This is a genomic window from Azospirillum sp. NS33 (assembly GCF_059703765.1).
The window spans coordinates 111,930-134,207 of record NZ_BAAKJB010000005.1 but is presented as its reverse complement, the minus strand read 5'-3'; the positions used below and the strand labels follow the sequence as shown (position 1 = coordinate 134,207).

Here is a 22,278-nt window from a genome sequence, read left to right as displayed (position 1 = left end):
GGGCCGTCAGCCCTCCCCGGCGGGCGGCTCGCCGAAGCCGGCGAGGTGGCGGTAGAGGTCGTGGCGCAGCCGGTTGCTGGACTCCGCCGCGGCGACCAGGGCGCGGTAGCGCCGGGGGTCATCGCGCTCGACCATCGTGAAGCGCGCCTCGTTGGCCATGAAGCGGGCCAGCGGCACCGAGGGGGCGTCGCTGTCCAGCACCAGAGGCGCCTCGCCCCGGGCCAGCCGGCGCGGGTCGTAGCGGTAGAGCGGCCAATGCCCGCTGTCCACCGCCAGCTTCTGCTGCGACAGGCCGTGCGCGAGGTCGTAGCCGTGGGCGATGCAATGGCTGTAGGCCAGCACCAGCGACGGCCCGCGGTAGCTCTCCGCCTCGACCAGTGCGCTCAGCGTCTGGGAATCGCGCGCCCCGAAGGCGGTGCGGGCGACGTAGACGTGCTCGTAGGCCATGGCGATCAGGCCGAGGTCCTTCTTGGCCATGGTCCGGCCGGCGGTGGCGAACTTGGCCGAGGCGCCGATCGGCGTCGCCTTGGACTGCTGCCCGCCGGTGTTGGAGTAGACCTCGGTGTCCATCACCAGGACGTTGACGTCGCGCCCCGACGCCAGCACGTGGTCGAGCCCGCCATAGCCGATGTCGTAGGCCCAGCCGTCGCCGCCGACGATCCACACGGAGCGGCGCACCAGGTGCTCGGCCAGCAGGGCCAGGCGCTGCGCCTGGGGGTCGCGCAGGTCGGCGAGGTGGCCGCGCAACTCGCCCACCCGGGCCCGCTGGGCGGCGAGGCCGGCCTCGTCGTCCTGGTCGGCCGTCATCAGCGCATCGACCAGCCCGGCCTCCAGCCGGGCCGACAGGGCGCCCAGCAGCGCCTTGGCCTGGGCCTCGAGCTGGTCCAGCGCGACGCGCAGGCCCAGGCCGAACTCGGCGTTGTCCTCGAACAGGGAGTTGGCCCAGGCCGGGCCACGGCCGTCGGCGTTGGTGGTGTAGGGGGTGGTCGGCAGGTTGCCGCCGTAGATCGACGAGCACCCCGTGGCGTTGGCCATCACCATGCGGTCGCCGAAGAGCTGGGTCAGCAGCTTGATGTAGGGGGTCTCGCCGCAACCGGCGCAGGCCCCGGAGAATTCGAACAGGGGCTGCAGGAGCTGGGTGTGTTTGACCGTCGCCGGCACCCGCTCGCGCGGCGCCTCCGGCAGGGTGAGGAAATAATCGAAGGCCGCCTGCTGGCCTGGCATCTCGGCGACCGGCCGCATCTCCAGCCCACGGTGGTCGGGGTCGGCCTTGTCCTTGGCCGGGCAGACCGCGACGCAGAGCGTGCAGCCGGTGCAGTCGCCCGGCGAGACCTGGAGGGTGTACCGGGCGCCGGGGAACTCCCGGCCGCGGTAGGGCAGGGAGGCGAAGCCCGCGGGGGCGTCGGCCAGCGCCGCCTCCGGCACCGCCTTGGCGCGGATCACCGCCTGCGGGCAGACCAGGGTGCACTTGTTGCACTGGATGCACAGCGCGGCGTTCCACACCGGGACCTGGGTGGCGATGGCGCGCCGCTCGAACCGGGCGGTGCCGCTGGGCCAGGTGCCGTCGGGCGGGAAGGCCGAGACCGGCAGGCGGTCGCCGTGACCGGCGATGATGGCGGCGGTGACCCGCTGCACAAAGTCGGGCGCCCCCGCGGGCACCGCGGGGGGGCGGCCGTGGTCGGCCGCGGCGGTGAGCGGCAGGGGCACCGCCCGCAGATGGGCCAGCGCCGCGTCGACGGCGGCATGGTTGCGGCGCACCACCTCCTCGCTGCGCCGGCCGTAGGTCTTGGCGATCGCCGCCTTGATGGCGGCGATGGCGTCGGCCTGGGGCATCACCTTGGCGAGGGCGAAGAAGCAGGTCTGCATGATCGTGTTGATGCGCCGGCCGAGACCGGCCTCGCGCGCCACCGCGGTGGCGTCGACGGTGTAGAGGGCGACGCCCTTGTCGATGCAGGCCTGCTGCGCCTCGCGTGGCAGGGACGCCCACACCTCCTCCGGCGTGCCCGGGGCGTTCAGCAGGACGGTGGCACCCGGGGCGGCCATCTCCACCACCTCCATGCGCTCCAGCAGGGGGGCGTGGTGGCAGGCGACGAACTGGGCCCGGCCGATCAGGTAGGGGGCGTGGATCGGCCGCGGCGAGAATCGCAAGTGCGACACCGTGGTCGACCCGGACTTGCGGCTGTCGTAGACGAAATAGGCCTGGGCGTGGCCGCCCGTGTGCGTCTGGATGATCTTGATGGAGTTCTTGTTGGCGCCGACCGTGCCGTCGGCGCCCAGGCCGAAGAACACGGCGCGCGCGACATCGTCGCCCTCGATGTCGAAGGCGGGGTCCCAGGCCAGCGAGGTGTGGGTGACGTCGTCGTGGATGCCGACGGTGAAGCGGCGCTTCGGGCGCGCGCGCTGGAGCTCGTCGAACACCGCCTTGGCCATGGCCGGCGTGAACTCCTTCGACGACAGGCCGTAGCGGCCGCCGATCACCACCGGCTCCGCCGCCGTGCCGCCGGCGGCGCGGGCCTCGGCCAGCGCCGCGACCACGTCGAGGAACAGCGGCTCGCCCACCGACCCCGGCTCCTTGGTGCGGTCGAGCACGGCGATGCGCCGCACGGCCGCGGGCAGCGCCGTCACGAACTCGGCCACCGCGAAGGGCCGGTACAGCCGGACCACCAGGCAGCCCACGCGCTCGCCCCGCTCCGACAGGTGGCGCGCGGTTTCCGCGCAGGTCTCGGCGCCCGACCCCATCGCGACGACGACGCGCTCGGCTTCGGGGTGGCCGGCGTAGTCGTAGAGGCGGTAGGGGCGGCCGGTGCGGACGGCCAGCCGGTCCATCATCTCCTGCACCACCGCCGGGCAGGTCTCGTAAAAGGGGTTGGCCGCTTCGCGGGCCTGGAAGAAGACGTCAGCGTTCTGCGCCGTGCCGCGCACCACCGGGTGGTCGGGGCTCAGGCCGCGGCGGCGGTGGGCGGTCACCGCCTCCTCGTCGAGCAGGGCGCGGACGTCGGCGTCGGACAGCCGCTCCACCCGGTTGACCTCGTGGGAGGTGCGGAAGCCGTCGAAGAAGTGCAGGAACGGCACGCGCGCCCGCAAGGTGGCGGCGTGGGCCACCAGCGCCAGGTCGTGGGCCTCCTGGACGTTGGCCGAGGCCAGCATGGCGAAGCCGGTCTGGCGGCAGGCCATGACGTCGGAGTGGTCGCCGAAGATGGACAGCGCGTGGGTCGCCAGCGTGCGCGCCGCCACGTGCATGCAAAAGGGCGTCAGCTCCCCGGCGACTTTGTACATGTTGGGGATCATCAGCAGCAGGCCCTGGGACGCCGTGAAGGTCGTCGCCAGCGCGCCGGCCTGGAGGGCGCCGTGCACGGCGCCGGCCGCACCGCCCTCGGACTGCATCTCCACCACCTGGGGCACGTCCCCCCACACGTTGGCCCTGCCGTGGGCCGCCCACTCGTCGGCCAGCTCGCCCATGGTCGAGGACGGGGTGATGGGGTAGATCGCGATGACCTCGCTTGCGCGGTAGGCGACGGACGCGGCGGCCTCGTTGCCGTCGATGACGGCACTGTCCAGTCCTGTGCTCATTGGCAATGCACTTTCCCGTACGTGGTTCGCAGGATCGGTGGCCAAGCCGCCGATCCGCGCCGCACCGAAGTCACGCCTGCCCCGAAGAGAGCACGCGCGCAGGTCGCGGGGGCGCGGTTCGCCGGCCCCGGGCTTTTCCTCACGGATGATTATTTGCATCTTTGTTGAGCAACAGGCGGACGCCGCGCCTCGCCTCTTCGCCAGACCTTGACGATACGGCAGGGTTTTGCAGTGCGGAAAGCCTGGAGTCCGGTTCACCGCCCGCTTGCGGCAGCGTGTCGCACGCGGGGGCCCGCGTCAGGCGGTGATTTCCACCACGTTGCCGTCGGGATCGGCCACGGTGCTCTCGTAATAGCCGTCGCCGGTCGTCCGGGGCTGGGACAGCACGCGGTGGCCGTCGGCGGCGAGGCGCCGGGTCAGGGCGTCGACGGCGTCGCTGCCGCCCACCGAGAGCGCGATGTGGGCATAGCCCAGCAGCGGCCGCCCGGCCGCCTCGGTGACGTCGGGGGCCTGCATCAGCTCCAGCCGGGCGCCGTCGCCGAAGCTGAGGAAATAGGACGAGAAGGGGCGCCGCGCGCTCTCGTAGCGGTCGTTGGCGCGGGCCTCGAAATAGGTCTCGTAGAAGGCGCGGGCGCGCTCCAGGTCGGCGGTCCACAGGGCAACGTGCTCGATCCGCATCGCAAGGGGTCTCCGGGCTGGGGGGCTTGGGATCAGGCGTGCAGCAGCGGCCGCACTTCGTCATGGGCGTCGAGGAATCCGGCCATGGCCAGGGCGATGCCGCCGATCGGCACGGCGTCGGCGCCCAGCGGCGACACCATGAGCCGCAGGCCCTGGCGCGGTGGCCCCAGGGTGTGGCGGTCCATCGCGCGCTCCGCCGCCGGCAGCACCCAGTCGGCGACCAGCGACAGGCTGCCGCCGAACACCGCCAGCGACGGGTTCAGCAGGTTGGCGACATGGGACAGCGCCAGGCCGAGATGGCCGCCGACCTCCTCCAGCAGGGCGAGCACCGCGCCGTCGCCGGCCGCCGCCGCCGCCGCGACCTCGGCCAGGTCGGCGAAGGGCAGGCCGAGGTCGGCAAGGCGGCGCACGATGGCCGATTCCGAGACATAGGCCTCCAGGCAGCCGCGCTTGCCGCAGCCGCACGGCGCGCCGTCGGCCACCACGGTGACGTGCCCGAGTTCGCCGGCGAAACCCGAGGCCCCGCGGTAGAGCCGCCCGCCCAGGAACAGCCCGCCGCCGACCCCGGAGTGGCCGGTGACGTAGAGGTAGTCCTCGACGTCGCGGCAGGCGCCGAACAGCCGCTCGGCCAGGGCTGCCGCCTTGGTGTCGTTGTCGACGTAGACCGGCGCGTCGAGGGTGCCCTGCAGCAACGGCAGGATCGGCGCGTCGCGCCAGCCCAGATTGGGAGCGAGCATCAGGCGCCCGCTGCGGTCCATCAGCCCGGGCAGGCCGATGCCGATGCCGCGCACCGGACGCCCGCCGCCGCTGGCCGCGACCGCCCGGTCGATGCCCGCGTGCAGGCGCCGCAGCGCCTCGTCGATGTCGCGGCTGCCGGCGATCTGCACCTGGCCCAGCACCGTCCCGGCCAGGGTGGCGGTGAGGATGCGGATGGTCACCGGCTCCAGCCGCGCCCCCACCAGCAGGCCGGCCGCCGGATCGATCGCCAGCGCGGTTTCGGGGCGGCCGACGCGGCGCGCCCGGCGCACCGTGGCCGGGCGCTGCTCGCTGCGCATCACCAGCCCTTCATCCATGAGCTGGGCGACGATGGCCGAGGTGGTCGCCTTGTCCAGCCCGGTCCACTGCACCAGGTCGCGCTGCGAGCAGTTGGGGTGCTCGCGCAGCGCATGGAAGATGCGGATCAGGTTCAGCCGGCGGATCGCCGCCGAGTTGACGCTCGGGCGCATGCGCGTTCTCTCCTCGGGGTGCCGCCTCCGGCCGGACCGACCGGGGCGGGTGGCGTCGCACCGCCCGCCCTGGGTCCGTCCGGCCGCCGAAGCGGGTTGACGTCGCCCGGAAGGAAGCGTAGCGTCAAATTAGTTCGACCGTCTATCCAATTCGCAGCACGAACCAATGACTGCGGTCCGGCCGAACACCCGTGGGAGGGAGGAGCCCATGAACGACACGGAATCACCCGGTCCGGCCATGCCCGACGCGGTCCTGGCGGCGCACGGCGTCTCGAAGTCCTTCGGGCCGGTGTCCGTCCTGTTCGGCGTCGACTTCGACGTCAGGCCGGGCGAGGTGCACGCGCTGGTCGGCGAGAACGGCGCCGGCAAGTCGACCCTCATGAAGATCCTCGCCGGCTACCTGCCGGCGACGGCGGGGCGGGTGACGGTGGACGGCGCCACCGCGCCGGCCGACGGGCCGGGCGCGCGCGAGGCGCTGGGCATCGTCCTCATCCACCAGGAATTCAACCTGGCCGAGCATCTGGGCGTCGAGGAGAACATCTTTCTCGGCCGCGAGCTGCGGCGTGGCCTCTTCCTGGACCGCCGCGCCATGGAGGCGACGGCGCGCGCGGTGCTGGACAGCCTGGAATGCCGGGTCGATCCGCGGACCCGGGTGCGCGACCTCTCCGTCTCCGAAAAGCAGATGGTGGAGATCGCCAAGGCGGTGTCGCGCGAGGTGCGCGTGCTGATCATGGACGAGCCGACGGCGGTGCTGACCGGGGCCGAGACCGAGGTGCTGTTCCGCCTGATCCGCCGCCTGACCGCCCAGGGCGTCGGGATCGTCTACATCTCCCACAAGCTGGCCGAGGTGAAGGCGATCGCCGACCGCGTCACCGTGCTGCGCGACGGCCGCCATGTCGCCACCCGCCCGGCCGCCGCGCTGACCCAGGACGGCATCGCCCAGCTCATGGTCGGGCGCTCCATCGCCGACCTCTACCCGGCCAAGGAGGCGCCGCCCGACGACGCCCCGGCGGTTCTGGAGGTCCGGCACCTCGACGTGCCGGGCTGGGCGCGCGACGCCTCGTTCACCCTGCGGCGCGGCGAGATCCTGGGCGTCTTCGGGCTCGTCGGCGCCGGCCGCAGCGAGCTGATGGAGGGGTTGCTGGGCCTGCGCCCGCGCGGCCATGGCCGCGGCCGCGGGAGCGTGCTGCGCAACGGGGCGCCGCTGGTCATCGGCTGCCTGGAGGACGCGGTGGAGGCCGGCATCGCCTATCTGACCGAGGACCGCAAGGGCAAGGGGCTGCTGCTGCGCCAGGGCCTGCGCCCCAACCTCACCCTGCTGGCCCTGCGCCGCTTCGGCCGGGTCTTCGTCGACGAGGCGCGCGAGCGCGCCGCGCTGGAGCGCGCCACGGCGGACTTCGACATCCGGGTGCGCGATCCCGACGTGCCGGTCTCGGCGTTGAGCGGCGGCAACCAGCAGAAGCTCCTGCTCGCCAAGACCATGCAGGTGGAACCGGAGATCCTGATCGCCGACGAGCCGACCCGCGGCATCGACGTCGGCACCAAGCAGCAGATCTACCGCTTCCTGCACGATTTCGCCCGGCGCGGTGGCGCGGTGGTCCTGATCTCCTCGGAGATGCCGGAGATCATCGGGCTGGCCCACCGGGTGGTGGTGATGCGCTCGGGCACCATCACCGGCACGCTGGCCGGGGCGGCGCTGGAGGAGACGGAGATCGTGCGCTACGCCACCGGACTGAAGGGACGCAAGGAGACCGCCCATGACGCCGTCGTCGCCTGACCTCGCGGCCCGGCGCGCGGCGCCGGGCCTGGACCTGAAGCTGTGGGGGCCGTTCCTGGCGCTGGCCGCCCTGATCCTGCTGGGCTACCTGGTGAACCCGGTGTTCCTCAGCCCCGGCAACATCGCCAACGTGCTGACCCGCACCGCCTTCATCGGCATCATCGCGGTCGGCATGACCTTCGTCATCACCGCCGGCGGCATCGACCTGTCGGTGGGCTCCATGGCGGCCTTCGCCGCCGGGGTGGTGATCGTCACCATGAACGCGCTGGTGCCGGCGCTGGGGCCCGGCCCCGCCACCGTGCTGGTGGGCGTCATGGTGGCGCTGGGGCTGGGGCTGACGGCGGGGATCGTCAACGGCCTGCTGGTGACCCGGGGGCGCATCGACGCCTTCATCGTCACCCTCGGCACCATGGGCATCTTCCGCTCGCTCGTCACCTATCTGGCCGATGGTGGCACCCTCTCGCTCAACTCCGCGGTGCGCTCCACCTACCGGCCGGTCTACTACGGCGACGTGCTGGGCGTGCCGGTGCCGGTGGTGGTGTTCGTGCTGGTCGCCGCGGCGGGGGCGTTGATCCTCACCCGCACCCGCTTCGGGCGGTACTGCGCCGCCATCGGTTCCAGCGAGGACGTGGCGCGCTACTCCTCCATCCACGTCGACCGGGTGAAGACGACGGCCTTCGCGCTGCTCGGCCTGTGCGTCGGCATCGCCGTGACGGTGTACGTGCCCCGCCTGGGGTCGGCGTCGGCCACCACCGGCCTGTTGTGGGAGCTGGAGGCGATCGCCGCCGTGATCATCGGCGGCACCATGCTGAAGGGCGGCTACGGCCGGATCTGGGGCACGGTGGCCGGGGCGGTGATCCTGACCCTGATCGACAACATCCTCAACCTGACCGGCGCCATCAGCGTCTACCTCAACGGCGCCATCCAGGGGACCATCATCATCGTCGCGGTGCTGCTCCAGCGCGGGGCGGCGGGGCGGCGGTGAGACGCCGACCGGGCCCGACAAGACCCGGCCTCGAAGGACCGACACCGGACCAACAACGGACCAATGGGAGGTTCGACCATGATCGCACGTTACGCCACCGCCGCGGCCGTCGCCGCCGGCCTGGCCCTCGCCGGCGCCGGCGGAGCCTGGGCCCAGAACACCGTCAAGATGGGCGTCTCCATCCCCGCCGCGACCCACGGTTGGGCGGGCGGCCTGAACTGGCACGCCCAGCAGGCGGAGAAACGCCTGGAGGCGCAGTACCCCACCCTGGACATCCAGATCGCCACGGCCCGCGACGCCGCGTCCCAGGCCAACGACCTTGAGGACCTGGTGTCGATCCACGCCATCGACGCCCTGGTCATCCTGCCCTTCGAATCCGACCCGCTGACCGATCCGGTCCGCGAGGTCAAGGCGCAGGGCAAGTTCGTCACCATCGTCGACCGAGGCCTGACCGACCCGTCGATCCAGGACCTCTATGTCGCCGGCAACAACCCGGCGATGGGCAAGGTGTCGGCCGAATACGTCAAGAGCCGGCTGGGCCAGGGCGCCAAGATCGTCGTGCTGCGCGGCATCCCCACCGTGATCGACAACCAGCGGGTCGACGCCTTCGAGACGGAGCTGGCAGGCTCGGGCATCGAGATCCTGGCCAAGGAATACGCCAACTGGAACCGCGACGACGGTTTCAAGGTGATGCAGGACTTCCTCTCCCGCTTCCCGAAGATCGACGCGGTGTGGGCCCAGGACGACGACATCGCGCTGGGCGTCATCGAGGCGGTCAAGCAGGCCGGCCGCGAGGACGAGATGTTCATCGTCGGCGGTGCCGGCATGAAGGACATCGTCAAGCGCGTCATGGAGAACGACCGGCTGGTGCCGGTCGACGTGCTGTACCCGCCGTCGATGATCGCCGACGCCATGGAGATCACGGCGAAGCACCTGGTGGAGGGGGCCGCGATCAAGAAGGAGTACATCCTCGACGCCACCCTGGTGACGCCGGAAAACGCGAAGGATTACTACTACCCGGACTCGCCGTTCTGACCCGTCGCCCGCTCCCCCCCGGGGGGGGAGCGGGTCGGGCGTGGGGCGCGCTGCGGGACCGTCCGCCGGTTCCACGCGGCCCCCGTCGCCCGGCCCTTAGGGCCGACCGCTTTCCCCCGGGGGGAGAGTTGAGACATGGGAGACACGCCATGAAGACCATCAAGGGGCCGGCCATCTTCCTGGCCCAGTTCGCCAGCGACACGGCCCCCTTCGACAGCCTGCCCGCCATCGCCCGCTGGGCCGCCGGCCTCGGCTTCAAGGGGGTGCAGATCCCGACCTGGGACGCCCGCCTGTTCGACCTGGACCGCGCGGCCGAGAGCAAGGGCTACTGCGACGAGGTCAAGGGGATCTGCGCCGAGGCCGGCGTGGCGGTGACCGAGCTGTCGACCCACCTGCAGGGCCAGCTGGTCGCCGCGCACCCCGCCTACGACGAGGCGTTCGACGGCTTCGCCGCCCCGGCGGTGCGCGGCAACCCCAAGGCGCGCCAGGCCTGGGCGGTGGACCAGCTCCTCAAGGCGGCCAAGGCCTCGGCCAACCTGGGGCTGAGCGCGCACGTCACCTTTTCCGGCGCGCTGGCCTGGCCCTTCCTCTACCCCTGGCCGCAGCGGCCGGCGGGGCTGATCGAGACCGCCTTCGATGAGCTGGCGCGGCGCTGGCGCCCCATCCTCGACGCCTTCGACGCCGCCGGCGTCGACCTCTGCTACGAGATCCACCCCGGCGAAGACCTGTTCGACGGTGCGACCTTCGAGATGTTCCTGGAGCGGGTGGACAACCACCCCCGCTGCAACATCCTCTACGACCCCAGCCACTTCGTGCTGCAGCAGCTCGACTACCTCGGCTACATCGACGTCTATCACCCGCGCATCAAGATGTTCCACGTCAAGGACGCGGAGTTCAACCCGACGGCGCGCCAGGGGGTCTATTCCGGCTACCAGCCGTGGATCGACCGGGCCGGCCGCTTCCGCTCGCTGGGCGACGGGCAGGTCGACTTCTCCGGCATCTTCTCCAAGCTGACCCAGTACGGCTTCGACGGCTGGGCGGTGCTGGAGTGGGAGTGCTGCATGAAGCACCCCGAGCAGGGGGCGGCCGAGGGGGCTGCGTTCATCGACAGCCACATCATCCGGGTGACGGAGAAGGCCTTCGACGACTTCGCCGGCACCGGCACCGACCAGGCCGCCAACCGGCGCATCCTGGGCATCGCATGAGGAGGGCACCATGACCATCGAAGGCAAGGAAGGGGCCGGCGTCACGCGGCGCCTGCGCCTCGGCATGGTCGGCGGCGGGCGCGGCGCTTTCATCGGCGGCGTCCACCGCATCGCCGCGCGCCTCGACGACCGCTACGAACTGGTGGCCGGGGCGCTGGCGTCGGACCCGCAGCGGGCCCGCGACAGCGGCGCCGACCTGATGCTGGACCCGGCACGCTGCTACGCCGACTTCCACGCGATGGCGCAGGCCGAGGCGGCGCGCCCCGACGGCATCGACGTGGTCGCCATCGTCACCCCGAACCACCTCCACCACGCCGCCGCCCGCGCCTTCCTCGACGCCGGTGTCCACGTCATCTGCGACAAGCCGATGACCACCACGGTGGAGGACGCCGAGGACCTGGCGGCGGCGGTGGAGGCCAGCGGCCTGGTCTTCGCGCTGACCCACAACTACACGGCCTATCCCATGGTCCGCCAGGCGCGCGCCATGGTTGCCGCCGGGGCGATCGGCGCGGTCCGCGTGGTCCAGGTGGAATACCCCCAGGACTGGCTGACGGAGCGCCTGGAGGACAGCGGCCAGAAGCAGGCGGCGTGGCGCACCGACCCGGCGCGCAGCGGGGTCGGCGGCTGCATCGGCGACATCGGCACCCACGCCTTCAACCTCGCCGAGTTCGTCGCCGGCCAGCCGGTCGCCGAGCTGGCGGCCGAGCTGACCACCTTCGTCGCCGGCCGGCCGGTGGACGACAACGCGCAGATGATGCTGCGCTTCGCCAACGGCGCGCGCGGGCTTCTCTGGGCCAGCCAGGTGGCGCCCGGCAACGAGAACGGGCTGCGCCTCAGGGTCTACGGCGAGACCGGTGGCCTGGAGTGGTTCCAGGAGCAGCCCAACCACCTGCGCGTCGCGCCCTTCGGCGAGCCGCCGCGCACCGTCACCCGCGGCGGCCCCGGCGCCGACGCCGCGGCCGGCCATGCCACCCGCATCCCCTCGGGCCACCCCGAGGGCTATCTGGAGGGGTTCGCGGTGCTCTACCGCGACGTCGCCGACCTCATCGCCGCCCGCAGCGCCGGCCGCGCGCCCGACCCCCAGGCCCTGCTGGTGCCGGGCGTGCGCGACGGTGTGCGCGGCGTGCGCTTCATCCACGCCGCGGTGGCCAGCAGCCGTGCCGGCGCCGCCTGGACCGCCTTGTGACCGCCCCCGCACCAGAGGACACCTTCAACATGACCGACTCCTTCTTCGGCATCGGCGCCGTCCCCTACGAGGGGCCGGACAGCGCCAACCCGCTGGCCTACCGCTGGTACCAGCCCGAGCGACTGGTGCTCGGCAAGCCCATGGCCGAGCACCTGCGCATGGCGGTGTGCTACTGGCACAGCTTCTGCTGGCCGGGCGGTGACCCGTTCGGCCCCGGCACCTTCGACCGGCCGTGGATGCAGCCCGGCGACCCCATGGCCCTGGCGGAGCTCAAGCTCGACGTGGCGTTCGAGCTGTTCGAGACGCTGGGCGTGCCCTTCTTCACCTTCCACGACCGCGACGTCGCCCCCGACCTCGGCTCCATGGCCGAGACCCAGGACGCGTTCGCGCGCATGCTCGACAAGATCGAGGCGCGCATGGCGGCCAGCCCGGTGAAGCTGCTGTGGGGCACCGCCAACCTGTTCTCCCACCCCCGCTACATGAGCGGGGCGGCCACCAACCCGGATCCGGAGCTGTTCGCCTGCGCCGCCGCCCAGGTGCGCGACGCCCTGGAGGCGACCCACCGGCTGGGCGGTGTCAACTACGTGCTGTGGGGCGGGCGCGAGGGCTACGAGACGCTGCTCAACACCGACATGGGGCGCGAGCTCGACCAGCTCGGCCGCTTCCTGTCGCTGGTGGTGGAGCACAAGCACAAGATCGGCTTCCCGGGCACCATCCTGATCGAGCCCAAGCCGATGGAGCCGACCAAGCACCAGTACGACCACGACGTCGCCACCGTCTACGGTTTCCTCAAGCGTTACGGGCTGGAGGACGAGGTCCGCGTCAACATCGAGGTGAACCACGCCACCCTGGCCGGCCACAGCTTCGAGCACGAGGTGGCGACGGCCCTGGCCCTGGGCATCTTCGGCTCCATCGACATCAACCGGGGCGACGCGCAGAACGGCTGGGACACCGACCAGTTCCCCAACGACCACGTCGACCTCACCACCGCCATGGCGCGCATCCTGGAGGGTGGCGGCTTCACCACCGGCGGCTTCAACTTCGACGCCAAGATCCGCCGCCAGAGCATTGACCCGCTCGACCTGGTGCACGCCCATGTCGGCGGCATCGACACGCTGGCGCGGGCGCTGCTGGCGGCGGCGCGGCTGGTGGAGGATGGCAAGCTCAAGACCCACGTCGCCGAGCGCTACGCCGGCTGGGACGGCGATCTCGGGCGGCGCATCCAGGGCGGCGCCTCGCTCGCCGAGCTGGCCGACACCGGCCGCGGCCTCGACCCGAAGCCGCGCTCCGGCCGCCAGGAGATGCTGGAGAACCTGGTGAACCGGTACGTTTGACGCTCTCCGCGCCGGGGCGCGGCAGGGAGGGAGGACAGCATGTTTCTCGGCATCGATCTCGGCACCTCCGGGGTCAAGGCGGTGCTGGTCGACGAGGACCAGCGCGTCGTCGCCCAGGCCACCGGCGCGCTGGCGGTCAGCCGGCCCCACCCCCTGTGGTCGGAGCAGGACCCGGAGGCCTGGTGGCGGGCGACCTGCGAGGCCATGGCCACCCTGCGCCGCGACCACGCGGTGGCGCTGGCCGCGGTGCGCGGCGTCGGCCTGTCCGGGCAGATGCACGGGGCGACCCTGCTGGACGCCGCGGGCCGCGTCCTGCGCCCGGCCATCCTGTGGAACGACGGCCGCTGCGAGGCGGAGTGCGTCGAGCTGGAGCGGCGCGTGCCGGACCTGCGCGCCATCACCGGCAACCGCGCCATGCCGGGCTTCACCGCACCCAAGCTGCTGTGGGTCGCCGCCCATGAGCCCGAGGTGTTCGCCGCCACCGCCACGGTGCTGCTGCCCAAGGACTGGCTGCGCCTGCGGATGACCGGCGAACGGGCGTCGGACCTGTCGGACAGCGCCGGCACCCTGTGGCTGGACGTCGCCCGGCGCGCCTGGTCGGCGGAGATCCTGGCGGCGACCGGCCTCGGCGAGGGTCACATGCCGCGCCTCTACGAGGGGTCGGCGGTGACCGGCACGCTGCGGCCGGAGGTGGCGGCGCCGTGGGGCCTGCCGCCGGGCATCCCGGTGGCCGGCGGCGGCGGTGACAACGCCGCCGGGGCGGTCGGCGTCGGCGTCGTCGAGGATGGCCAGGCGTTCCTGTCGCTGGGCACCTCGGGGGTGCTGTTCGTCAGCACCGGCCGCTTCGCCCCCAACCCGGAGCGGGCGGTGCACGCCTTCTGCCACGCCCTGCCCGGGCAGTGGCACCAGATGTCGGTGATGCTGAACGCGGCGAGCTGCCTCAGCTTCGCCGCCCGGCTCACCGGCGCCACCGACGAGGCGGCGCTGCTGGCGGAGGCCGAGCGGGCCGGGCCGGGCATCGGGCCGCTGGTCTTCCTGCCCTATCTGTCGGGCGAGCGCACCCCCCACAACGACCCCCACGCCATGGGGGTGCTGTTCGGCCTGACGCCGACCACCGACCGCGGTGCGCTGGCCCGCGCCGTCCTGGAAGGGGTGGCCTTCGCCTTCGCCGACGGGCTCCAGGTGCTGGAGGAGGCGGGCACCGAAGTGGGGGCCATGCAGTTCATCGGCGGCGGCGCGCGCAGCCCGCTGTGGGGCCGCATCATCGCCAGCGCGCTCGGCCGGCCGCTGGTCTACCCGGTGGGCGGCGAGGTCGGCCCGGCCTTCGGCGCGGCCCGGCTGGCCCGCCTGGCGGCCACCGGCGAGTCGCCGGCCGCGGTGTGCCGGCCGCTGCCGGCGGCCCGGGTCGACGAGCCGGACCCGGCGCTGGCCGAGGCGATGGCGCCCCGCCTGGCCCTGTTCCGCAGCCTCTACGCCACCCTGCACGACACCTTCCGCACCGCCACCGGGTGACGCCCCGGTCGACCTGGGCCTGCCTGGGCTTGAGACCTGGGCCGCGGTGGACTAAGTTCAATGAACCAAATCCACGGTATGGGTGTGCGAGCGTATGCGGACGGTCAATATGCATGAGGCCAAGACGCACCTGTCGCGACTGGTCGAGCAGGCCGCCGGGGGAGAACCATTCATCATCGCGCGGGCCGGCAAGCCTCTGGTCAAGGTCGTGGCGCTGGACGCGCCAGCCGACCCCCACACCCGGCGGCTGGGCTTCCTTGCCGGCGCCATGGCGGTGCCCGATGATTTCGATCGCATGGGCGGCGACGAGATTGAGCGCCTCTTCACCGGTGACCGGTGACGTTCCTCCTCGACACGCACTTGTTGTTGTGGGCGGCGGGATGGCCGGACCGCCTGCCGGCGGCCGCCCGGGATCTGATCGCGGACGACCGGAACCGGCTTCTCTTCAGCGCGGCCAGCGTCTGGGAGATCGCCATCAAACAGGGACTGGGCCGTGAGGATTTCCGCGTCGACGCACGGGTTTTGCGCCGCGGCCTGTTGGAGCACGGGTGGGAGGAACTGGCCGTCACCGGTGCCCATGCCGTCGCCGTCGCGTCGCTTCCGCCGCTGCACAAGGACCCTTTCGATCGCATCCTGGTGGCCCAGGCGGCCGTGGACGGCGTGACGTTGGTGAGCGCCGATCCAATCATCGGCCAGTATCCCGGCCCGGTGCGGCTGGTTTAGTTTTCCCTTCCCGGCCCCGGCCCCGGCCCGGCTCCCGGTCGCGCTTCGCCGACCGGCGCACCCCGAACGGGGTGCGTTTGCCGCGCCGACGTGGCAGGATCAGCGCCCCGGGGGTGGCCGTGCCGCCCGCGGGGGACGACAACAGGGGGGTCCACCATATGAGCATCCGGACGGGGGCGCTGGCCCTCGGGTTCGCCGCGGGCCTGCTGGCGCCGCTTTCCGCCCACGCCGCGCCGGCCAGCGAGGTCAAGGTCGGCATGATCACCACCCTGTCGGGGCCGGGCTCCAGCCTCGGCATCGACGCCCGCGACGGCTTTGCCCTGGCCCTGAAGGAGCTGGGCGGCACCCTGGGCGGCATCCCGGCGACGGTGATCGAAGGGGACGACCAGCAGAAGCCGGACGTTGCCAAGCAACTCGCCGACCGCATGGTCAAGCGCGACGGCATCGACTTCGCCACGGGGATCATCTGGTCGAACCTGGCGCTCGCCCTGATGCCCGGCTTCGAGCGCGCCGAGGTGCTGTTCGTCAGCCCCAACGCCGGGCCCTCCCAGCTCGCCGGCAAGCAGTGCAACCGGTTCTTCTTCAGCGCCTCCTACCAGAACGACAGCGCCCACGAGGCGGTCGGCCAGCTCGCCCAGGACAAGGGCGTCAAGCGCGTCTACCTGATGGCGCCGAACTACCCGGCTGGCAAGGACGCGCTGGCCGGCTTCAAGCGCATGTACAAGGGCGAGGTGGTCGGCGAGGTCTACACGCCGCTGGGCCAGCTCGACTACGCCGCCGAACTCGCCCAGCTCCGCGCCGCGGCGCCCGAGGCGGTGTACGTCTTCTACCCCGGCGGCATGGGCATCAACTTCGTCAAGCAGTTCGTCCAGGCCGGGCTGAAGGACAGCATCACCCTCTACGGCTCCGCCTTCACCTTGAGCGAGGACATCCTGCCGGCCATGGGCGACGCCGCCCTCGGGCTGGCCAGCGCGGCGCCCTGGAGCCCCGACCTCGACACCGCCGCCAACAAGGCCTTCGTCGAGGCGTTCGACGCCGCGTACGGCCGGCCGCCCTCGATCTACGCCGCCCAGGGCTACGACACCGCCCGCCTGATCGACGCCACCGTGCGCGCCGTCGGCGGCGATCTTTCCGACAAGACCGCCGTCTCCAAGGCCATGGAGACCGCGCCCTTCGACTCCGTCCGGCCGGTGTTCTCCTTCAACACCAACCATTTCCCGATCCAGAACTACTACGCCCGCGAGGTGGTCAAGGACGCCAAGGGACGGCTGGTCAACGCCCAGCGCGGCACGGTTCTGATCCGCCACGCCGACGCGTATGCCGGGGAGTGCGCGATGTAGCTCGGGCCGGTTTCGCGCGTACGGGACGCCCGATGGACCCGATCCTCCTGTTCGAGCAGACGCTGAACGGCGTCCAGCTCGGCCTCATGCTGTTCCTGATGGCGGCCGGGCTGACCCTGGTGTTCGGCATCATGGACCTGGTGAACCTCGCCCATGGCTCCTTCTACATGCTCGGCGCGTACCTCACCGCCACCCTGGCCCAGGCGTTCGACAGCTTCCTGCTGGGGCTGCTGGCGGCGCTGCCGCTGACCGCCCTGGTGGGGGTGGCGGTGGAGGTGGTGGCGCTGCGCACCCTCTACCGCCGCGACCACCTGGACCAGGTGCTGGGCACCTTCGGGCTGATCCTGTTCTTCAACGAGATGGTGCGCATCGTCTGGGGTCCGCAGCCCATCTTCCTCGACCCGCCGGGGTGGCTGGCGGGCACGGTTGAGGTGCTGCCGGGCGTGCCCTATCCGGCCTTCCGCCTCGCCATCATGGCGGTCGGGCTGGCGGTGGCGCTGGGGCTGTGGCTGCTGATTGCCCGCAGCCGGATCGGCATGCTGATCCGCGCCGGCGCCTCCAACCGCGAGATGGTGGGGGCGCTGGGCGTCGACATCGTCCTGCTCTACACCCTGATCTTCGCGCTCGGGGCGGGGCTGGCCGGGCTGGCCGGGGCCATGGCCGGGCCGATCCTGGCGGTCCAGGTCGGCATGGGCGAGAGCGTGCTGATCCTCACCTTCGTGGTCATCGTCATCGGCGGCATCGGCTCGGTCCGCGGCGCCCTGGCCGGGGCGCTGCTGGTCGGGCTGGTGGACACGCTGGGCCGCGTGTTCCTGCCCGTGGCCCTGCGCGCCCTGCTGCCGCCCGCCCAGGCCGACGGGGCGGGGGCGTCGCTCTCCTCCATGCTGATCTACGTCGTGATGGCCGCGGTGCTGGCCTGGCGTCCGAAGGGGTTGTTTCCCGCCCATGGCTGACCGCGATCCCGCCGTGGCCCCGGCCGTCCCGGCGCACCGGGCGCCGCGCATCGGCCGCGAGCGCGCCGCCCTGGCGCTCGGCCTGCTCGCCCTGCTCGCCCTGCCGCCGGTGGCGGAGGCGACCGGCAACGGCTTCTACGTCGATCTCGCCGCGCGCGTCCTGATCTTCGCGCTGGCGGCCGCCAGCCTCGACCTCATCCTCGGCTACGGCGGGATGGTCAGCTTCGGCTTCGCCGCCTTCGTCGGGGTCGGCGCGTACACCGTCGGCATCCTGGCCTGGCACGTCAGCGACGGCAGCCCGGTGGTGAGCTGGCCGCTGGAGCTGCACGGCACCAACAGCGCGCTGGTGGCGTGGCCGCTGGCCATGCTGTTCGGCGCCCTGTTCGCGCTGGCGATCGGCGTGGTGTGCCTGCGCACCGGCGGCATCCACTTCATCATGATCACCCTGGCCTTCGCCCAGATGCTGTATTTCCTGACCGTGTCGCTGCGCACATACGGCGGCCAGGACGGCATCACCCTCTACGACCGCAACACGCTGCCCGGGCTCGACCTGTTCGACACCAACACGTTCTACTACGTCTGCCTCGCCCTGCTGGCGGCCTTCCTGGCGTTCGCCCGGCGCCTCGTGCGCAGCCGCTTCGGCATGGCGCTGCAGGGCTGCCGGGACAACGAGCGGCGGATGCGGGCGCTGGGGTTCGCCACCACCCGCTACCGGCTCGCCGCCTTCGTCATCGCCGGCGCCTTCGGCGCGCTGGCCGGGGCGCTGCTGGCCAACGCCGCGACCTTCGCCGGCCCGGCCTACATCAACTGGCACCGCTCGGGCGAACTGATCGTGATGACCCTGCTGGGCGGCATGGGCAGCCTGGTCGGCCCGGTGGTGGGCGCCGCCGCCTACCTGCTGCTGGAGGAGGTGCTGGCGGAATGGACCGAACACTGGCAGGTCGTGCTCGGCCCGGCCCTTCTGCTGGTCGTGCTGTACGCCCGCGGCGGGCTGTGGGGCTGGATCGCCGGGCCACGGGCCGGCGATGGCGGGCAGGGCGGCCATGGCTGACCGGTCGGCGCCGGCGCCCGCCATGCTGGAGACCGTCGCCCTGCGCAAGGCGTATGGTGGTCTGATCGCCACCAACGCGGTGTCGCTGGCGGTGGCGCCGGGCGAGCTGCACGCCGTCATCGGCCCCAACGGGGCCGGCAAGACCACCCTGATCGGCCAGCTCGCCGGCGAGATCGCGCCCGACGCCGGGCGGGTGCGCTTCGCCGGGCGCGACGTCACCGGCTGGAGCGCCGACGCCCGGGCGCGCGCCGGGCTGGCCCGCTCCTTCCAGATCACCAGCGTGTTCGCCCGCTTCACCGCGCTGCAGAACGTGGCGCTGGCGGTGCAGGCCCACCAGGGGCACAGTTTCCGCTTCTGGCGCCCGGCCGACGGCGACCCGGCGCTGGCCGGGCCGGCGCGGGCGGCGCTGGCCGCGGTCGGCCTCGCGGCGCGCGCCGAGGTCCCGGTCGCCCGCCTGTCCCACGGCGAGCGCCGCCAGCTCGAGCTGGCGATGGCGCTGGCCGGCGCGCCGCGCCTGCTGCTGCTGGACGAGCCCATGGCCGGGATGGGGCCGGACGAGAGCCGGGCCATGGTCGCGCTGCTCCAGGGCCTCAAGGGCCGCTACGCCATCCTGCTGGTGGAGCACGACATGGACGCGGTGTTCGCGCTGGCCGACCGCGTCTCGGTGCTGGTCTACGGCCGCCTGATCGCCTCGGGCAGCCCCGAGGCGATCCGCAACGACGCCGCGGTGCGCGCGGCCTATCTGGGGGAGGAGGGGTGAACGCGCTTCTCGAGGTGGAGGGGCTGGAGACCCGTTACGGCACCAGCCAGGTGCTGTTCGGCATGGCGCTGCGGGTCGGCGAGGGCGAGGTGGTGACCCTGCTGGGCCGCAACGGCATGGGCAAGACCACCACCGTGCGCTCGATCTGCGGGCTGACCCCGCCGTGCGGCGGGGCCGTGCGCTTCGCCGGCCGGCCGGTGCGCGGCCTGCCCTCCTTCCGCATCGCCCGCGCCGGGCTGGGCCTGGTGCCGGAGGGGCGGCAGATCTTCCCCAACCTGACGGTGCGCGAGAACCTCGTGGCGACCGCCGCCGACCCGCGCAAGGCCCGCGATCCATGGACCCTGGAGCGGGTCTACGCCCTGTTCCCGCCGCTGCGGGAGCGGGCCGGCAACCTGGGCAACCAGCTCTCCGGTGGCGAGCAGCAGATGCTGGCCATCGGCCGCGCCCTGCTGACCAACCCGGTGCTGCTGATCCTCGACGAGGCGACGGAGGGGCTGGCGCCCCTGGTCCGCCAGGAGATCTGGGCCTGCCTGCGCGCGCTCAAGGGGGAGGGCCAGGCGATCCTGGTGATCGACAAGAACGTCGATGCCCTGCTCGGCCTCGCCGACCGTCACTACGTCGTCGAAAAGGGCCGCACGGTGTGGAACGGCGATTCCGCCGCCTTCCGTGCCGACCCCGCCCTGCGCGGCCGCTACCTGGGGGTGTGACCGGCACGATGTGCCGCCCCGGCGGCACATTCTGCCACCCCGCCGGCCCCGGATGCCCGGGGCCGGCGCCGGCGGGGGGCCGCCATCCTGGCCGCGGCACGGGCGATCCCTGGCCCATCGTTTGCACACGACTCCCGGTGCCGGGGCGGCCGCCGCCACCCCGGCTGATCACCGGAGCGTCGCCATGCTGTCCTTCACCAACATCGGCCTGGTTCACCTTCCGCCGTCGGACCACCGAAGCCTGACCGCGCTGTCGGGACTGCGCCCGGTCCCGACCGCGTCCGGGTCCGCCGCCGCCACCGCCTACGCCCATGCCCAGACCGCCTCGGCCGCGCCGCCGCGGGCGGCCGACACGGTGGCGGTCAAGCCGCTCCTCCTCGACCTCGACCGCGATCATCTCGCGGCCTTCTCGGCGTTGAGCGAGGACACCCGCACCAGCCTGCTCGACCTGCACGGGCAGGGGAAGATCACGACCCACACGGTGGAAAGCGCCCTCGATCTGGCGCTGGTCGATGTCCGCCAGCGCCGCTTCACCGAGGACCGGCAGGCCAGCCTGACCGAAGCCGAGACGGCGGAGCTGGCGGACATCGACGCCGCGCTCCACAAGCCGGGCATCCCCCAGCCCGGCGAGCAGGTCCGGCTGCTGGCGCGCCGCCAGGAGGTCTGGCTGGGGATCGAGCGCAGCGAGGCGGACCGGGCGCGCGGCGGCATCCCGATTCCGGTCGGCCACCCCGGCGTGCAGATCGCCACCGGCCGCGACATCATGGAGAATCAGAAGCTCCGCGACCTGGGCGTCCACATCGGCCGCGATCCCGGCTTCGAGGAGCGGCTGATGGCCAAGCTGCGGGCCGGCGAGATCGCCCAGGTCGGCACCGTCGACTGACGGCGCCCCCGGCCGGCCGGCCGGCGCCGCGGCGATCCGCTGACCCGGAGGGCCGGGCGCCCCGAGGCCGGCTCAGCGGAACAGGTCCGGCTCGCGCTCCAGCCGCGGGGTGGTGAGGTCGCCGCAGCCGATGCCGACCAGGCGGAACTCCCGGCCGTCGGCCTCCTTGTCCAGCAGCGGCAGCGCCGCCGCCGCCAGGGCCGCGGCGTCGCGGGTCGGCGGGTCGACGCGGCGCTGGCGGGTCAGCAGCTGGAAGTCGGCGGTCTTCAGCTTCAGCACGACGCTGCGCCCCAGCACCCCCTCCTTGGCCATGCGCCGCTCCACCGTGGCCGCCAGGCGGCGCAGGATCGTCGCCAGCGCCGCGGCGTCGGCGGTCGGCCAGTCCAGGGTGTCCTCCGCCGACACCGACTTGCTCGGCGCGTCCGGCTCGACCCGGCGGGTGTCGATGCCGTGGGCGAAGCGGTGGAGCTGGCGACCCATGGCACCGTAGCGGCGCACCAGGTGGACCTCGTCGCGGGTGCGCAGGTCGGCGACCGTGCGGATGCCCTCGTCGGCCAGCCTGCGCTCCAGGGCCGGGCCGACGCCCCACAGGATGTTCACCGGCTTGTCGGCCAGGAAGGCCGCCGCCTCGCCCCGGCCGATCGCCGACAGGCCGCGGGGCTTGTCCAGGTCCGAGGCGATCTTGGCGAACAGCTTGTTGTAGCTGAGCCCGATCGAGGCGGTGATGCCCAGCTCGCGTTCGAACCGGCGCACCACCTCCACCAGGGCCTGGGCCGGGCTGATGGCCAGGCGCTCCTCGACGCCGCCGAGGTCGAGATAGGCCTCGTCGATGGACAGCGGCTGCACCAGCGGGGTGAACGCCTCCATGATCTCCCGCGCGCGCAGCCCGACGGCGCGGTACTTCGCCATGTCCGGCGGCAGCACCACCGCGTCGGGGCAGCGCTCCAGGGCACGGCCGATGGGCATGGCGGAGCGCACGCCCGACAGCCGGGCGACGTAGCAGCAGGCGGCGACCACGCCGCGCCCCTCGCCGCCGACGATCACCGGCCGCGCCGCCAGCTCCGGCCGGTCGCGCTTCTCCACGGTGGCGTAGAAGGCGTCGCAGTCGATGTGGCCGATGGCCAGGCCGTGCAGCTCGGCGTGGCGGAACAGGCGGCGGCCGCCGCAGCGCGGACAGCGTGCGGGAGGGCTGTCGCGCGGGACGGCGGGCGCGTCGCCGAGCGCGGCAGCGCAATCGCGGCAGACGGTGCGGCTGTGCGGATGGAGCGCCATGCCCCGGCTGGCCCTATCCCAATGGGAACGTGTCGCGAACATGGTCCCCGCGGCGGGGCCTGTCAACGGCGGGCGGCGGTC

19 protein-coding genes are annotated in these 22,278 nt (G+C 72.7%); 15 read left to right on the top strand and 4 right to left on the bottom strand.

Going from position 1 to position 22,278, the window contains the following annotated elements; all coding sequences use genetic code 11:
• Positions 1–6 precede the first annotated feature (6 nt).
• From nifJ to AC6H2I_RS07025, 3 genes are all read right to left on the bottom strand, one after another.
• Positions 7–3,570, bottom strand: coding sequence for a pyruvate:ferredoxin (flavodoxin) oxidoreductase (gene nifJ / locus AC6H2I_RS07035; protein WP_497499878.1), 3,564 nt, complete (start codon positions 3,568–3,570; stop codon positions 7–9).
• 297 nt (positions 3,571–3,867) lie between these two features.
• Complete coding sequence (locus AC6H2I_RS07030) at positions 3,868–4,248, bottom strand: VOC family protein (RefSeq protein WP_497499877.1); 381 nt, start codon at positions 4,246–4,248, stop codon at positions 3,868–3,870.
• A gap of 32 nt (positions 4,249–4,280) precedes the next feature.
• Positions 4,281–5,474, bottom strand: coding sequence for an ROK family protein (locus AC6H2I_RS07025; protein WP_497499876.1), 1,194 nt, complete (start codon positions 5,472–5,474; stop codon positions 4,281–4,283).
• A 208-nt stretch (positions 5,475–5,682) separates the two neighbouring features.
• On the opposite strand from AC6H2I_RS07025, the gene AC6H2I_RS07020 reads away from it, so the two are divergent.
• The 15 genes from AC6H2I_RS07020 (at position 5,683) to AC6H2I_RS06950 (ending at position 20,925) form a co-directional block, all read left to right on the top strand.
• The gene (locus tag AC6H2I_RS07020; protein ID WP_497499875.1) at positions 5,683–7,251 is read left to right on the top strand and encodes a sugar ABC transporter ATP-binding protein; all 1,569 of its coding nucleotides are present in this window, start codon (positions 5,683–5,685) and stop codon (positions 7,249–7,251) included.
• Positions 7,232–8,236, top strand: coding sequence for an ABC transporter permease (locus tag AC6H2I_RS07015; protein ID WP_497499874.1), 1,005 nt, complete (start codon positions 7,232–7,234; stop codon positions 8,234–8,236). Before AC6H2I_RS07020 ends, AC6H2I_RS07015 begins: the two co-directional genes overlap by 20 nt.
• A 78-nt stretch (positions 8,237–8,314) precedes the next feature.
• Positions 8,315–9,271, top strand: coding sequence for a substrate-binding domain-containing protein (locus AC6H2I_RS07010; RefSeq protein ID WP_497499873.1), 957 nt, complete (start codon positions 8,315–8,317; stop codon positions 9,269–9,271).
• 149 nt (positions 9,272–9,420) lie between these two features.
• Positions 9,421–10,476 (top strand): sugar phosphate isomerase/epimerase family protein, encoded by a 1,056-nt coding sequence (locus AC6H2I_RS07005; protein WP_497499872.1) that lies wholly within the window; start codon positions 9,421–9,423, stop codon positions 10,474–10,476.
• Between the two features lie 10 nt (positions 10,477–10,486).
• On the top strand, positions 10,487–11,662 hold the full coding sequence (locus tag AC6H2I_RS07000; protein ID WP_497499871.1) for a Gfo/Idh/MocA family protein: 1,176 nt from the start codon (positions 10,487–10,489) through the stop codon (positions 11,660–11,662).
• A 29-nt stretch (positions 11,663–11,691) separates the two neighbouring features.
• A complete protein-coding gene (gene xylA / locus AC6H2I_RS06995; RefSeq protein ID WP_497499870.1) occupies positions 11,692–12,996 on the top strand; it encodes a xylose isomerase in 1,305 nt (434 codons plus the stop codon).
• A 39-nt stretch (positions 12,997–13,035) separates the two neighbouring features.
• On the top strand, positions 13,036–14,508 hold the full coding sequence (gene xylB / locus AC6H2I_RS06990) for a xylulokinase (protein WP_497499869.1): 1,473 nt from the start codon (positions 13,036–13,038) through the stop codon (positions 14,506–14,508).
• A gap of 94 nt (positions 14,509–14,602) precedes the next feature.
• The gene (locus AC6H2I_RS06985) at positions 14,603–14,848 is read left to right on the top strand and encodes a type II toxin-antitoxin system Phd/YefM family antitoxin (protein ID WP_497499868.1); all 246 of its coding nucleotides are present in this window, start codon (positions 14,603–14,605) and stop codon (positions 14,846–14,848) included.
• Positions 14,845–15,231 carry a type II toxin-antitoxin system VapC family toxin gene (locus tag AC6H2I_RS06980; protein WP_497499867.1) on the top strand — a complete coding sequence of 129 codons (387 nt, stop codon included), beginning with the start codon at positions 14,845–14,847 and terminating at the stop codon, positions 15,229–15,231. The genes AC6H2I_RS06985 and AC6H2I_RS06980 overlap by 4 nt, the downstream gene beginning before the upstream one ends.
• Before the next feature lie 158 nt (positions 15,232–15,389).
• Positions 15,390–16,571 carry an ABC transporter substrate-binding protein gene (locus AC6H2I_RS06975; RefSeq protein WP_497499866.1) on the top strand — a complete coding sequence of 394 codons (1,182 nt, stop codon included), beginning with the start codon at positions 15,390–15,392 and terminating at the stop codon, positions 16,569–16,571.
• 32 nt (positions 16,572–16,603) lie between these two features.
• Positions 16,604–17,524: a branched-chain amino acid ABC transporter permease gene (locus AC6H2I_RS06970; RefSeq protein ID WP_497499865.1), complete on the top strand. Its 921-nt coding sequence runs from the start codon at positions 16,604–16,606 to the stop codon at positions 17,522–17,524.
• Complete coding sequence (locus tag AC6H2I_RS06965; RefSeq protein ID WP_497499864.1) at positions 17,517–18,575, top strand: branched-chain amino acid ABC transporter permease; 1,059 nt, start codon at positions 17,517–17,519, stop codon at positions 18,573–18,575. Before AC6H2I_RS06970 ends, AC6H2I_RS06965 begins: the two co-directional genes overlap by 8 nt.
• Positions 18,568–19,335 carry an ABC transporter ATP-binding protein gene (locus AC6H2I_RS06960; RefSeq protein ID WP_497499863.1) on the top strand — a complete coding sequence of 256 codons (768 nt, stop codon included), beginning with the start codon at positions 18,568–18,570 and terminating at the stop codon, positions 19,333–19,335. The genes AC6H2I_RS06965 and AC6H2I_RS06960 overlap by 8 nt, the downstream gene beginning before the upstream one ends.
• Entirely contained in the window at positions 19,332–20,042 is a 711-nt protein-coding gene (locus AC6H2I_RS06955; RefSeq protein ID WP_497499862.1) for an ABC transporter ATP-binding protein, read from the top strand. The genes AC6H2I_RS06960 and AC6H2I_RS06955 overlap by 4 nt, the downstream gene beginning before the upstream one ends.
• Before the next feature lie 184 nt (positions 20,043–20,226).
• Complete coding sequence (locus AC6H2I_RS06950; protein WP_497499861.1) at positions 20,227–20,925, top strand: hypothetical protein; 699 nt, start codon at positions 20,227–20,229, stop codon at positions 20,923–20,925.
• Between the two features lie 72 nt (positions 20,926–20,997).
• On the opposite strand, the gene AC6H2I_RS06945 is transcribed toward AC6H2I_RS06950, so the two are convergent.
• Positions 20,998–22,197, bottom strand: a complete 1,200-nt coding sequence (locus AC6H2I_RS06945) for a DNA polymerase IV (protein WP_497499860.1) — start codon at positions 22,195–22,197, stop codon at positions 20,998–21,000.
• Between the last annotated feature and the right edge of the window lie 81 nt (positions 22,198–22,278).